Annotated in this window: 14 protein-coding genes; 7 read left to right on the top strand and 7 right to left on the bottom strand. The window is 67.3% G+C overall.

Going from position 1 to position 13,721, the window contains the following annotated elements; translation table 11 throughout:
• Positions 1-2: 2 nt before the first annotated feature.
• On the bottom strand, positions 3-1,064 hold the full coding sequence (gene trpD, locus AC3E6M_RS10880) for an anthranilate phosphoribosyltransferase (protein WP_490529875.1): 1,062 nt from the start codon (positions 1,062-1,064) through the stop codon (positions 3-5).
• A gap of 169 nt (positions 1,065-1,233) precedes the next feature.
• Between trpD and ctaE the strand changes: the two genes are divergently transcribed.
• The 6 genes from ctaE (at position 1,234) to AC3E6M_RS10850 (ending at position 7,198) form a co-directional block, all read left to right on the top strand.
• Positions 1,234-1,869 (top strand): aa3-type cytochrome oxidase subunit III, encoded by a 636-nt coding sequence (gene ctaE / locus AC3E6M_RS10875; RefSeq protein WP_138172520.1) that lies wholly within the window; start codon positions 1,234-1,236, stop codon positions 1,867-1,869.
• A 16-nt stretch (positions 1,870-1,885) separates the two neighbouring features.
• Positions 1,886-2,695, top strand: a complete 810-nt coding sequence (gene qcrC / locus AC3E6M_RS10870) for a cytochrome bc1 complex diheme cytochrome c subunit (RefSeq protein WP_138172521.1) — start codon at positions 1,886-1,888, stop codon at positions 2,693-2,695.
• A gap of 38 nt (positions 2,696-2,733) precedes the next feature.
• On the top strand, positions 2,734-3,792 hold the full coding sequence (qcrA, locus tag AC3E6M_RS10865; RefSeq protein WP_138172522.1) for a cytochrome bc1 complex Rieske iron-sulfur subunit: 1,059 nt from the start codon (positions 2,734-2,736) through the stop codon (positions 3,790-3,792).
• A complete protein-coding gene (gene qcrB, locus AC3E6M_RS10860; RefSeq protein ID WP_138172523.1) occupies positions 3,789-5,627 on the top strand; it encodes a cytochrome bc1 complex cytochrome b subunit in 1,839 nt (612 codons plus the stop codon). Before qcrA ends, qcrB begins: the two co-directional genes overlap by 4 nt.
• A gap of 177 nt (positions 5,628-5,804) precedes the next feature.
• Entirely contained in the window at positions 5,805-6,212 is a 408-nt protein-coding gene (locus tag AC3E6M_RS10855; protein WP_490529874.1) for a rhodanese-like domain-containing protein, read from the top strand.
• Between the two features lie 41 nt (positions 6,213-6,253).
• Complete coding sequence (locus tag AC3E6M_RS10850; protein WP_490529873.1) at positions 6,254-7,198, top strand: alpha/beta fold hydrolase; 945 nt, start codon at positions 6,254-6,256, stop codon at positions 7,196-7,198.
• Between the two features lie 36 nt (positions 7,199-7,234).
• Here the strand turns inward: AC3E6M_RS10850 and AC3E6M_RS10845 are convergent, their stop codons facing one another.
• From AC3E6M_RS10845 to AC3E6M_RS10820, 6 genes are all read right to left on the bottom strand, one after another.
• Positions 7,235-8,023 carry a PP2C family protein-serine/threonine phosphatase gene (locus AC3E6M_RS10845; protein ID WP_138172526.1) on the bottom strand — a complete coding sequence of 263 codons (789 nt, stop codon included), beginning with the start codon at positions 8,021-8,023 and terminating at the stop codon, positions 7,235-7,237.
• Positions 8,024-8,027: 4 nt separating this feature from the next.
• Positions 8,028-8,444, bottom strand: coding sequence for a cytochrome c oxidase subunit 4 (locus tag AC3E6M_RS10840; RefSeq protein WP_138172527.1), 417 nt, complete (start codon positions 8,442-8,444; stop codon positions 8,028-8,030).
• 3 nt (positions 8,445-8,447) lie between these two features.
• Positions 8,448-10,211 carry an aa3-type cytochrome oxidase subunit I gene (gene ctaD / locus AC3E6M_RS10835; protein ID WP_138172528.1) on the bottom strand — a complete coding sequence of 588 codons (1,764 nt, stop codon included), beginning with the start codon at positions 10,209-10,211 and terminating at the stop codon, positions 8,448-8,450.
• A 2-nt stretch (positions 10,212-10,213) separates the two neighbouring features.
• On the bottom strand, positions 10,214-11,095 hold the full coding sequence (gene ctaC / locus AC3E6M_RS10830) for an aa3-type cytochrome oxidase subunit II (RefSeq protein WP_138172529.1): 882 nt from the start codon (positions 11,093-11,095) through the stop codon (positions 10,214-10,216).
• Positions 11,096-11,262: 167 nt separating this feature from the next.
• Complete coding sequence (erpA, locus tag AC3E6M_RS10825) at positions 11,263-11,628, bottom strand: iron-sulfur cluster insertion protein ErpA (protein WP_138172530.1); 366 nt, start codon at positions 11,626-11,628, stop codon at positions 11,263-11,265.
• Between the two features lie 71 nt (positions 11,629-11,699).
• Positions 11,700-13,094: a dipeptidase gene (locus AC3E6M_RS10820; protein ID WP_490529872.1), complete on the bottom strand. Its 1,395-nt coding sequence runs from the start codon at positions 13,092-13,094 to the stop codon at positions 11,700-11,702.
• Positions 13,095-13,140: 46 nt separating this feature from the next.
• Here AC3E6M_RS10820 and AC3E6M_RS10815 point away from each other — a divergent pair, with 46 nt between their 5' ends.
• Complete coding sequence (locus AC3E6M_RS10815; RefSeq protein ID WP_252370868.1) at positions 13,141-13,713, top strand: DUF3043 domain-containing protein; 573 nt, start codon at positions 13,141-13,143, stop codon at positions 13,711-13,713.
• Positions 13,714-13,721: the final 8 nt, after the last annotated feature.

The following is a 13,721-nucleotide window of genomic DNA, read 5'->3' as shown; positions in this document are numbered from 1 at the left end:
GGTCAGTCCGCCAGCTCCCGGGTCGTGGCGACCCACTGGTCGAGCTTCGCCAGCGCGCGCCCGTCGTCCACCGCCGCCGCGGCGTCGGACATCGCCTCGGCGAGCCGCTCCAGAATCGGACGCTGCACCTGCGCGGCATCCTGGAACAAGCGGTACGACACGATCCCGGCGGCCGCGTTCAAGAGCACGATGTCGCGCACCGCACCGGTCTCGCCGGCCAGCGTCCGCCGCACCACCTCGGCGTTGTGATCGGGACTCCCGCCCAGCAGGTCGTCGATGTCGGCGAGCGGGATGCCGAGATCCCGGGGATCCAGATCGTGCTCGTGCACATCGCCGCGGCTGATCTCCCAGACGCGGCTGTGACCGGTCGTGGTCAGCTCGTCGAGCCCGTCGTCCCCGCGGAAGACCAGTGCCGTGGCGCCGCGTGTCCGGAACACGCCCGTGATGAGCGGGACCCGGTCCAGGTGCGCGACGCCCACCGCGTTGGCCTCGGCGCGCGCGGGGTTGCACAGCGGACCGAGGAAGTTGAAGACGGTCGGTACGCCCAGTTCCGCGCGCGTCGGCCCCGCATGGCGGAATCCCGGGTGAAACGCGGCCGCGAAGGCGAACGTGATCCCGGTGCGTTCGAGCGTCTCGGCGACGGCGACCGGGTCCAGCGTGAGCGCGATTCCGAGGGACGACAGCACGTCCGACGACCCCGACGCCGAGCTCGCGGCGCGATTGCCGTGCTTGACCACGGGGATCCCGGATGCCGCTGCCACCACCGCCGCCATCGTCGACACGTTCACCGTGCCGTAGCGGTCTCCGCCGGTGCCGACGATGTCGAGCACCTCGGCGCGCACCGGAAGCGGCACCGCGGCTTCGAGGATCGCGTCACGGAAGCCGACGATCTCTTCGACGGTCTCTCCCTTTGCTCGCAGCGCGACGAGGAATCCGGCCAGCTGGGACGGCGTCGCTTCTCCGGCCATGACGCGCTGCATGGCCCACGTCGACTCCGACACGCTGAGGTCGCGGCCCTGCAGGAGCGAGGTGAGCAGATCGGGCCAGGTGAAGCGTTCCGCCATGCCATGATCCTTCCACACGCGTACCGTCGCGCCGCCCCGCGGGCGGCCGCCCGGGAACCCGTTCCGCACCGGGGATTCCTTGCTGATTCTTAGGCTTCCCTAAGTCTCGACGATGGAATATCTCCAGCTGGAGGTGGGAATATCGCCCTCTCGGATCGCGCATAATGGGATGGTGACGACACCAGCGACGTATTCCCAGGCCGTGCGCGCCGTGAAGCGACCAGATCCGGTCGCTGTCGGCACGATCGTGTGGCTGGGCAGCGAAGTCATGTTCTTCGCCGGCCTGTTCGCGATCTACTTCACTCTGCGCAGCACGTCCGCGCCACTGTGGGCCGAAGAGACGCAGCTGCTCAACGTGCCCTTCGCGACCGTCAACACGATCATCCTCGTGCTGTCCTCGGTCACGTGCCAGATGGGCGTCTTCGCCGCCGAGCGCTACCAGCCCTACACGGTCAAGAAGAACAGCTTCTGGCAGCGCTGGGGAATGGTCGAGTGGTTCTACCTCACCTTCATCCTCGGCGCGGTCTTCGTGTCCGGTCAGGTGTGGGAGTACGCGACCCTGGTGGCCGAGGGCATGCCGATCAGCGCGAACCCCTACGCCTCGGCCTTCTACCTGACCACTGGATTCCACGCCCTGCACGTGACGGGTGGCCTCATCGCCTTCCTGCTCGTCATCGGCCGCGCGTACGCCGTGAAGAACTTCGGTCGCAAAGAGATGACCACCTCGATCGTCGTGTCCTACTACTGGCACTTCGTCGATGTCGTCTGGATCGCGCTGTTCTTCGTCATCTACTTCCTGAAGTAAGAGAGCTGCACCTCACATGGCACGAGAGAAGAAGCCGCGTCGCTCGAACGGACGCCGCAGTCCCCTGGCCGCCGCCGCACTGATCGGCATCGGCCTGCTCCTCACCGGCGGCATCTATGCCGGTGCGTCGGCCGCCATGGCCGCGACCGACACGCCCACGAGCGCATCCAACTCCGCCAGCTCGGTCGAAGAGGGCAAAAAGCTCTTCCAGGCCAACTGCGCCACGTGCCACGGTCTCGACCTCCAGGGCAGCGAGCAGGGCCCGTCGCTCTTCGGTGTCGGCGAGCTCTCGGTCCACTTCCAGGTCTCGACCGGACGCATGCCGCTGCAGGCCCAGGGCCCGCAGGCCCCGCAGAAGCCGGTGCAGTTCACGGACGAGCAGATCAACGCGATCGCCGCCTACGTGCAGTCGTCGGCCCCCGGGCCGGCCTACCCGTCGGCCGAGACCCTCGACGGAGAGGGCGACCTCTCCCACGGTGCCGAGCTGTTCCGCATCAACTGCGCGATGTGCCACAACGTGGCCGGCGCCGGCGGTGCACTCACCGAGGGCAAGTGGGCCCCCGGCCTGCACACGGTCACGCCGCTCAACATGTACGCGGCGATGGTCACCGGCCCCCAGAACATGCCGGTGTTCAACGACCTCAACCTCACCCCCGAAGACAAGCGCGACGTCATCTCGTACCTGATGTTCCTTCAGAAGTCCGAGTCCCCCGGCGGCTACGCACTCGGATCGCTCGGTCCGGTCTCGGAGGGCCTGTTCATCTGGATCTTCGGCATCGGAGCGCTCATCGCGCTCACCGTGTGGATCACGGCGAAGTCCAACTGATCGTCGTCATCGACATTACGTAACGTACGAGGAGCACCATGGCACACGAGGAAGACGCACTCGAGCACGAGAGGGCTTCATGGAAGCCCGGCTCCGGGCTCGCCGTCGCGGTTCCCGACCCCGTGCAGAACCCCGGTCTCCCGGGGCACCGCCAGCGCATGACGGACCAGGACCCGCAGGCGATGAAGCGTGCGGTCCGCACGGTCTACACGCTGTTCTACTTCTCGGTCGCGGCGAGCATCTGGGCGAGCATCGCTTACATGATCTTCCCGATCGAATCGGGCGCGCTGATCGACATCCGCTACAACAACCTCTTCATCGGTCTGGGTATCGCCTTCGCGCTGCTCGCGATCGGAATCGGCGCCATCCACTGGTCCAAGTCCGTGATGTCCGACAAGGAGTACATCGAGGACCGTCACGCCACCCGTGGGCGCGACGTCACCCGTGAGGGTGCGATCAACGTGTTCGCCGAGGCGAACGAGGAGTCCGGCTTCGGTCGTCGCGAGATCATCCGCAACTCGATGTTCGCCGCGCTGGTGGCCTCGGTCATCCCCGGCATCACCCTGTTCCGCGGCCTCGCGCCCCAGGACCAGGACCCGGTCGCGCTCCTCAGCCACACCATGTGGGAGGGCGGCATGCGCCTCGCGCACGATCCCTCGGGTCGTCCGATCCGCGCCGCCGACGTCACGCTCGGCTCGGCCTTCCACGTGATCCCCGAAGAGCTCGCCGGCCTCGGCCACGACGAGGGGTACCTGGAGGAGAAGGCGAAGGCGATCGTGCTGCTCATGCGCCTGCAGCCGGAGCAGCTGAACCCCGAGACCAACCGCATGGACTGGACGTACGACGGCATCGTCGCGTACTCCAAGGTCTGCACGCACGTCGGCTGCCCCGTCGCCCTGTACGAGCAGCAGACCCACCACCTCCTGTGCCCCTGCCACCAGTCGCAGTTCGACGTCGCCAACGGAGCGGCCGTCATCTTCGGCCCGGCCGCCCGTCCCCTGCCGCAGCTCCCGATCACCGTCGACGCCGAGGGCTACCTCGTCGCGCAGAGTGACTTCGAAGAGCCCGTCGGCCCCAGCTTCTGGGAGCGCTCATGAGCACCGCCACCCATCCCACGGAGAACGTGACCACCGAGCCGGCGGTCTACTCGGGTCCTCCCCAGACCGGCCGTGACAGCAGCAAGCCCCTCGGCGGCAAGTTCGTCGGCGCCGCGGCGAACTACCTCGACGAGCGCACGAGCATCTCGGGCATCGTCAAGGAGCTCGGTCGCAAGATCTTCCCCGACCACTGGTCGTTCATGCTCGGTGAGATCGCCCTGTGGAGCTTCGTCGTCGTGCTCCTCTCGGGCACGTTCCTGACCTTCTTCTTCCAGGCCTCGATGGTCGAGACGCACTACAACGGCGCCTACGAGCCCATGCGCGGAATCGCGATGTCGGCGGCCATGGAGTCCGCCCTGCACATCTCGTTCGACCTGCGCGGTGGCCTGCTGGTCCGCCAGATCCACCACTGGGCTGCGCTGGTCTTCGTCGCCGGTATCGGCGTGCACATGCTCCGCGTGTTCTTCACGGGCGCGTTCCGCAAGCCGCGTGAGCTGAACTGGGTCGTCGGCTTCATCCTCTTCATCCTCGCGATGGCCGAGGGCTTCACCGGCTACTCCCTCCCCGACGACCTGCTCTCGGGCAACGGTCTGCGCATCATCGACGGCATGATCAAGGGCCTGCCGATCATCGGCACCTGGACCTCGTTCCTGCTGTTCGGCGGCGAGTTCCCGGGGACGGCGATCGTCGGCCGCCTGTACACGCTGCACATCCTCTTGCTGCCGGCGATCCTCGTCGCGCTCCTGGCCGTGCACCTCATGCTGATGATCATCAACAAGCACACGCAGTTCGCCGGGCCCGCCCGGACGAACAGCAACGTCGTGGGCTACCCGATGCTCCCGGTCTACGCCTCCAAGATGGGTGGCTTCTTCTTCATCACGTTCGGTGTGATCGTCCTGATCGCCGCTCTCGTGACGATCAACCCCATCTGGAACTACGGTCCGTACGACCCGTCGCCCGTGTCCGCCGGTACCCAGCCCGACTGGTACATCGGCTTCGCGGACGGCATGCTGCGCCTGATCCCGCCGCACCTCGAGTTCGTGCTCTGGGGACACACCTGGTCGTGGAACATCATCATCCCGGTCGCCGTCCTGGGTCTGTTCATCGTCATCGTGCTGATCTACCCGTTCATCGAGGCGTGGATCACCGGTGACAAGCGCGAGCACCACATCGCCCAGCGTCCCCGCAACGCCGCGACCCGTACCGCCATCGGCGCCGCCGGTGTCACGTTCTACGCGGTTATGTGGGCAGCGGCCTCGTCCGACATCATGGCGACGCACTTCCACCTCACGATGGAAGGCGTCATCCACGCCCTGCAGGCCCTGCTGATCCTCGGCCCGATCGTCGCCTACTTCGTCACGAAGCGCATCTGCATCGCGCTGCAGAAGAAGGATCGCGAGATCGCTCTGCACGGCTACGAGTCCGGTCGTATCGTCCGTCTCCCCGGCGGCGAGTACATCGAGGTGCACCAGCCCGTCGACGAGTACGAGCGGTGGAAGCTGGTCGACAACGAGACCTACGAACCGCTCGTCGTCCGTCCGAACGACAAGGGCCAGATCCCCTGGCACCAGAACTTCCGCGCCTCGATCTCGCGGTGGTTCTTCGAGGACCGGCTGACTCCGGTCACTCAGGCCGAGATCGACGCTGCGGTCGCGCACCAGCACCACGAGCTCGACCACATCGACCACGAGGAGACCGACGAGATCGCCGGCGCCAACGCCCGTGCCGATGCCGAGGGTCGCCCCCACATGGCGATCGGCGAGCGGACCGAGGTCGAGTTCCCTGCCCCCAAGGGTCTCGGCGGCAAGAAGGACTCTGAAGACAAGGGCGAGTGAGCCCAGACGAAACCCCGGTGCTGCGGCACCGGGGTTTCGTCGTTCCCGGCACGGCGTCGGCGCACTCGGCTCCAGAGCTCCCCCTCCCCCGCACTCCCCTCGAGATGGCAGGATGCCGTCTCTCGATGGCATCCGGCTCCCTCTCTTCCGCCGGACGGAGCGCGCTAGCGTCGTCACATGACCGACGCCGCGCTGTACTTCTCGACCCGCCTCGCGCACGAGACCGATCCGTCCGACGTATACGCCGCACAGAGGGCGCAGGATCGGTTCGTGCTCGTCGATGTCCGTGGCCAGGACGCCTGGGACCAGGGGCGCATCACGGGCGCCGTGCACATGCCCTATCGGGAGATCACGGAACGCGCGCCGACGGAGATCCCTTACGACATGCCCGTCGTCGTCTATTGCTGGAGCCCGGGGTGCAACGCCGGCCAGAAGGGCGCTCTCGCCTTCGCCCAGTTGGGCTACAACGTCCGGGAGATGATCGGCGGGTACGAATACTGGGTGCGCGAAGGCCAGCCCTCCGAGAACGACGAAGGACCGTGCGAGCGCGTCTTCGATCCGACGGTGATGGTCGTGCGTCGCTGAGCCGACGCGGAGGCGGGAAGCCCCTGGCCTAGGATTCCGACATGCTCCACCCTCCCCTCGCACCGTTCGCCACAGGATTCCTCGAGCGTCCGGACGGCGCTCGCCTGTTCTGGGAGACGTCCGGCAATCCCCACGGCCGACCTGCTCTGTACGTGCACGGGGGTCCGGGCGGCGGTCTGGGCCGCGGCGGGTACAGACGGCGTTTCGACCCCGATCTGTACTTCCTCGTGGGTCTCGACCAGCGTGGGTGCGGGAAGAGCACCCCGTGGGCGTGCGACGACCTCGCGACCCTCGAGACGCAGACCATGGACGACCTGATTGCGGACCTCGAGGCGCTGCGCGGCCATCTCGACATCGAGCGGTGGCTGCTGCACGGAGTCTCGTGGGGGTCGACCCTCGCACTGGCCTATGCACTCGAGCACCCCGATCGCGTCACCGCCATCGTGAACTTCGCCGTCACCAGCGGGAGCCGCGCCGAGATCGACTGGATCACCGATGGGATCGCGCGGGTGTTCCCCGAGGCGCACGAACGTCTCCGTGAGCCGCTGGAGCCCGATGAACGCACGGTCGACGGCTATGCGCGACTCCTGCGCTCTCCCGATCGCGCCGTACGTCAGGATGCCGCGGAGCGGTGGGATACCTGGGAGGCCACGCACATCTCACTGGGACCGCAGGCCGGTCCGGGCCCGCTGCACGAAGACGCACGGGAGCAGCGCAATTTCGCCACCCTGGTGACGCACTATTGGGCCCACGACTGCTTCCTGCCCGCGGAGAAGGCCGTCCTCGCCCGGGCCTCGGAGCTCAGCGGCATCCCCGGCGTCCTGATCCACGGCCGGCGTGACATCAGCGGCCCGGCATTCACCGCGTGGCAGCTGCATCGGTCCTGGCCCGGCAGCGTGCTGCACATCGTCGAAGAAGACGGCCACGGAGGGTCGCGCAGCGTGGAGATCGCCGCGGAGGCCATCGACGTGTTCGGGCGGTCATAACCCGCCCGGTGGGCGCCCCCGGCCGCCCCGTCGATATCAGGCCGTTTCGACGTCCTCGGTGAACCAGCGAGCCGCCGAGCCCAGGAAGATCGGATCGGAGGGTACCGCGTCGTCATCCACCACGTCGCACACGACCGCCGTCACGTTGTCGCGGGTCCCTGCCTCCAGGGCGAGAGCCACCGCCGACGCCGCCGCCGCGTGCGGGCCGTCCGCCGCGGCGATGAGCCGCGCGACATCCGCCTCCGGGACGTAGTCGGTGAGGCCGTCGCTGCACAGCAGCCAGCGGTCGCCCGGCTGCGGTGCGTGGGTGGCGACCGAGACCACGTCCCCCTCCGAACCGGCGAGGGACGCCGTGATGATGTTCCGACGCGGGTGCGCGGCCGCAGCCTCGGGCGAGATGATGCCGTGGTCGACGAGTGCCTGGACGTACGAGTCGTCGCGCGTCTGGCGGGAGAACTCGCCATCACGCAGAAGATAAGCGCGGGAGTCGCCCGTGTGAGCCAGCAGAAGTTCTGCACCGGCACCGAGGAAGACACCCGTGAAAGTCGTGGCCATCCCCTCCAGGGCCGGGTCGCGCTCGACGTGCGCTCGGATGTCCCAATTGGCCTCACGGATGCGGACGAGCAGGCCGTCGGCATCCAGATCCGATCCCCGCGTGGCGACCAGACGGTGCACGAGCGCTGCCGACGCAAGATCGCCGGAGGGGCCGCCGCCGACGCCGTCCGCGACCGCCGCACCCCAGGACGCCGCAAAAGCGGCGTCCTGGTTGGTAGGACGATGCGCGCCAGCGTCGGAGACGGCGGCCGCGTTCAACCGAAGGGGCACGGGATCAGCGCGCGAAATACCCGCGGTAGTACTCGTAGACCCAACCGACGATCGCGATCGCGAAGATGACGAAGGCGACGGGCACGAGCCAGCTTCCAACCGCCAGGCCGATCACCGCGATGGCCGCGGAACCGGCGAGGACGATGGGCCACCACGACCACGGGCTGAACTCACCCATCTCGGGGTCGCCGTCGTCGATGTCGGCCGTCAGCGAGTCCTCGGGCAGCTCACCGCGCTGTGCCTTGAGCACACGGCCGATGTAGAAGCCGATCATCGCACTCATCAGGCCCATGAAGACCAGAGCGACCGTTCCGACCCACTCCAGCTCGCCGTGGCTGATGATGTTCCACACCACGTAGACCGCGGCGATGAACAGCGAGAAGGCGGTGAGAATCCACCAGAGGTTGACGTTGGTACGCATCGGTTACTTGACCTCTCCGGCAGCAGCGTCGACCACGGGCGCGTCGGGCGCATCCTTGGCCGGTCCCACACCGACCGGCACGCCGGCCTCGGGGTGGTTCAGGTCGAAGGCAGGACGCTCGCTGCGGATACGCGGGATAGACGTGAAGTTGTGACGCGGCGGCGGGCACGACGTGGCCCACTCGAGCGACGCGCCGTACCCCCACGGGTCGTCGACGGTCACACGAGGTGCCTTGCGAGCCGTGATCCAGACGTTCAGCAGGAACGGGATCATCGAGGCGCCGAGGATCATCGATCCCACGGTCGAGAGCTGGTTGCCCCAGGTGAAGCCGTCGGCCGCGGCGTAGTCGGCGTAGCGGCGCACCATGCCGTCCACGCCCAGCCAGTGCTGGATGAGGAAGGTCATGTGGAATCCGACGAACAGCATCCAGAAGTGCACCATACCGAGACGCTCGTTGAGCATCTTGCCGGTCCACTTCGGCCACCAGAAGTAGAAGCCCGCGAACATCGCGAACACGACGGTGCCGAAGACCACGTAGTGGAAGTGCGCCACGACGAAGTACGAGTCGGACAGGTGGAAGTCCAGCGGCGGCGACGCGAGGATGACGCCGGTGAGGCCACCGAACACGAAGGACACCAGGAAGCCGAGCGCGAAGACCATGGGGGTCTCGAACGTGACCGAGCCTCGCCAGAGCGTTCCGATCCAGTTGAAGATCTTCACGCCGGTCGGAACCGCGATGAGCATCGTCATCAGGGCGAAGAACGGCAGGAGGACTCCGCCCGTGACGTACATGTGGTGTGCCCACACCGCGACGGAGAGCGCCGCGATGGCGATCGTCGCGTAGACGAGGGTCTTGTATCCGAAGATCGGCTTACGGCTGAACACCGGGAAGATCTCGGAGACGATGCCGAAGAACGGCAGCGCGATGATGTACACCTCGGGGTGACCGAAGAACCAGAACAGGTGCTGCCACAGCAGCACGCCACCGTTCTCGGGGTTGTAGATCTGAGCGCCGAGCACGCGGTCGGCGGCGGCGGCGAAGATCGCGGCGGCCAGGACCGGGAAGGCCAGCAGGATCAGGATGCTCGTGATGAGCGTGTTCCACGAGAAGATCGGCATCCGCCACATGGTCATGCCGGGCGCCCGCATCGTGAGAACAGTCGTGATGAAGTTCACGGCACCGAGGATCGTTCCGAAACCGCTGATGCCCAGGCCGAGCATCCAGAGGTTGCCTCCGACGCCGGGCGAGAAGCTCGCGTTGGCCAGCGGCTGATACGCGAACCATCCGAAGCCGGCGGCACCCTGCGGGGTGAGGAACCCGGACACGGCGATCGTCGAGCCGAAGAGGAACAGCCAGAAGGCGAACGCGTTCAGACGCGGGAACGCCACATCGGGAGCACCGATCTGCAGCGGCAGCAGCGCGTTGGCGAAACCGGCGAAGAGCGGCGTCGCGAACATGAGCAGCATGATCGTGCCGTGCATCGTGAACAGCTGGTTGTACTGCTCTTTGGTCGGGATGATCTGCATCCCGGGCTCGAACAGCTCGGCGCGGATGATGAGCGCCATCACACCGCCGAGCATGAAGAACAGCACCGAGGCGATGAGGTACATGTACCCGATCGTCTTGTGGTCGGTGGAGGTGATCCACTTGACGACCAGGTTGCCCTTCTGCTCCACACGGGTGCTGCTGAGGAGAGCGGCTTGACGCGGCGGGAGGGTCGTCGGGCGCGATGCGCCCTTCTCCTGGAGCGGAAGCGTCGTGGCCATGATCACTCGTTCCCTTCGGTGCCGGCCGTGCTGAGGTTCTGCAGGCGGGACAGATCACTGATGTCGCCGACGTCGCCGGCCGAGCGCAGGGAGTCGAGGTAGGCCTCGTACTCGCCCTCGCTGACGACCTTCACGTTGAACAGCATGGCGGAGTGGTATTCACCGCACAGCTCGGCGCACTTGCCCTCGTAGGTGCCCTCACGGGTCGGGGTGAACGACCAGTAGTTCTCCTTGCCGAGGTACATGTCCTTCTTGTAGAGGAAGTCGATGATCCAGAACGAGTGGATCACGTCGCGCGAACGCAGCTCGATCTGGACGGTCTTGTTGACCGGCAGGTACAGCGTCGGCACGTCCTGGAGGTCGTACCCGTCGCCGGTTGCCTTGGCCTGGACGCCCATGGAGTACACCGCGTCCGAGTTGTCTTCGCGCTCACCGTTGTACTGGAAGTCCCAGGCCCACTGCTTGCCGTACGCAGTGATCGAGACGTCGGGGTTCTCATACTGCGTCTCGAGCGTGTTCTGGTCACGGGCGGTGAAGGCGAAGAAGCCCACCACGAGGATCAGCGGCACAACCGTGTAGAAGATCTCGACCGGCATGTTGTAGCGCAGCTGCACCGGCAGGCCCGACTGGCCCTTGCGACGCCGGTAGGCGATGACCGCCCACAGCATGAGGCCCCACGTGAGGACACCCACCGCGAGCAGGACGATCCACGAGTTGACCCACAGGCCGGCGACCATGTCGGTGTGGTTCGTCGCGGGTGTTCCGTCGTCGACGAATCCCGGGAGGAATCCGTGGAGCTGCGACGTGGTGCAGCCGGAGAGGAGGGCGACGGACGCGATCCCGACGGGGACAGCTGCCCAGCGAAGGCGACGTTTGGAGGGCACAGTGCACCTTTCCGGGTCGTGGATGTTGCTCTCGACAGTCTAGAGCAAGCTCTTACGGTTCTCTGGCCATTCGTCCAGCACCGAAGCATCGAAAACCCCCGGATTCCGCGGTGTGATCCGTGGTTTCCGGGGGTCGTCGAATCGGCGCCGAAGCGTCGTGGCCGGCGTCAGTGGAAGCTGTCGCCGCAGGCGCAGGAGCCCTGCGCGTTGGGGTTGTCGATCGTGAAGCCCTGCTCCGAGATCGTGTCCTTGAAGTCGATGTGCGCACCGTCGAGGTACGGAACGCTCATGTCGTCGATGATGACCTCGACGCCGTCGAAATCGACGACCTTGTCGCCGTCGAGATAGCGCTCGTCGAAGTAGAGCTGGTAGATGAGTCCGGAGCATCCGCCCGGCTGCACGGCGACGCGCAGACGGAGGTCGTCGCGTCCCTCCTGCGAGAGCAGGCTCTTCACCTTGTCGGCGGCGGCGTCGGTGAGGGCGACTCCGTGCTCGCGGGTGACGGCGTCGGACGACAGTGTCGTGTCGGTCATGGCGTGGCCCTTCGGGTCGTTCGGTCGCGGGGACGAGTCGATTCTACGCCCGCCTCGCCCCCGCGGCTCGATCAGACGGTGCGGCGGTTCAGACGCTCCAGCAGCAGCGCCTCCGAGACCAGCGCGTTGCCGAAGGTCTCGAGGTGCAGGGACTCGTTCGGGCTGTGGGCCCGGGCGTGCGGATCCTCGACACCCGTGACGAGGATCTGCGCACCGGGGAACTCCCGGACGAGGTCGGCGATGAACGGGATCGATCCCCCGACGCCGACGTCGACGGCATCCACGCCATACCCCTCGGCGAAGGCCTCGCGCGCATCCTCGACGGCCCATCCCCCGGTGTCCACCAGGAACGCGTCGCCGCAGTCGACGTCGGTGAACTCCAGCAGCGCACCGAACGGCGCGTGGGCGCGCAGGTGCGTCTCCAGCGCGGCGAAGGCCTCCTGCGCCGACTGGCCGGGAGCCACACGGGCACTGAGGACGACGCGGGTCTGCGGAGCCAGGGTGTTCGATGCGGACTCGACGGGGGTGGCATCCCACCCCGTGATCGTGATCGACGGCTTGTTCCACAGGCGGCTGAGGATGCTGTCGCGTCCGATGGGCGACACGCCGTCGAGCAGGCCGGACTCGGCGCGCAGGGTCTCCTCGTCGTACGGCGGCGTGTCGGCGTCGCGCACGGCCAGACCTTCGACGGCGACCGCGCCGTCGTCGTCCCACAGCGTCGACAGGAGCTTCACCGTGGCGAGCATGGCATCCGGAACCGCGCCGCCCATCATTCCCGAGTGCGAGGCGTGGGCGAGGGTGCGGACCGTGAGGGTGAAACGCGCGTTGCCGCGCAGCGACACCGTCAGCCCGGGCGTGCGCTCGTCCCAGTTGCCGGAGTCGGCCACGACGATGACATCGGAACGGAGCACGTCGGCGTGGTCGACGAGGAACTGCGCGAACGAGCGGGAACCGTACTCCTCTTCGCCCTCGATGAACACGGCGATGCCGAGGTCGAGGTCGTCGCCGAGCGTCTCGACCAGGGCACGGATCGCCCCCACATGGACCATGACGCCCGCCTTGTCGTCCGCGGCCCCGCGCCCGTACAGCCGGCCGTCCCGGACGGTGGGCTCGAACGGCGGCGACTCCCACAGGGCCTCGTCACCGGGCGGCTGCACGTCGTGGTGGGCGTACAGCAGCACGGTCGGACGGCCGTTGCGGGCCGGACGGGATGCCAGGACGGCGGGCTGGCCGAGTTCGTCCGTGCCGGGGATCGCGGCGCGCGCGACCTCGACGCGCTCGAACACGCCCGTTCCGCGCATCAGATCGGCGACGGCGTCGGCGCTGCGCTGCACTTCGGCCTGGTCGAAAGCGGGCCAGGCGACGGACGGGATGCGCACGAGGGCGCCGAGATCGGCGAGGGCGGAGGGGATGCCGGCGGACGCGGTGGCGCGGACGGCATCCCGCCGGGACAGGTCGAGGGTCATGCGGGTAATCTTAAGTCTCCGATCCAGTGAGCTCTCGAGGTTATCCGTGGCCAAGTCCCCTGCACCCGTCCCCAACGACACGCCCGTCGAGGCGGAGTCCACCGCTGCGGGGAAGGGGCGCGCGACGCCGTCTCGGGCCGAGCAGGAGGCCGCCCGCAAGCGTCCCCTGGTCCCCGACACCAAAGAAGCGAAGGCTCGCGCGCGCGCCGAGCTCGCCGCCCAGCGCGAGAAGGCCCGCATCGGCATGGCCGCCGGCGACGAGCGCTACCTGCCCGTGCGCGACAAGGGAGACCAGCGCCGGTTCGCCCGTGACTTCGTCGACGCCGGCTGGCACCTCGGCGAGGGCGTGATGCCGTTCATGATCCTCGTCATCGTGCTCACGCTCGTGCCCAATGGCTTCTTCCAGTACTGGTCGTTCGTGGCGCTGTGGATCTTCATCCTCTTCGTCATCGGCGACATGATCATCACCTCGATCCGCGTCAAGCGCGCCGTGAAGGCGAAGTTCGGTGAGGGGCGGGTCGAGAAGGGCCTCGGCTGGTACGCGTCGATGCGCACCGTGCAGATGCGCTTCATGCGACTGCCCAAGGCGCAGGTCAAGCGCGGCCAGTACCCCGCCTGATCCGATCC

This window comes from Microbacterium sp. SCPM-O-B-15248 (M128), assembly GCF_058214835.1.
The sequence above is the reverse complement of the archived record's forward strand: the minus strand, read 5'-3'. Positions and strand labels throughout refer to the sequence as shown.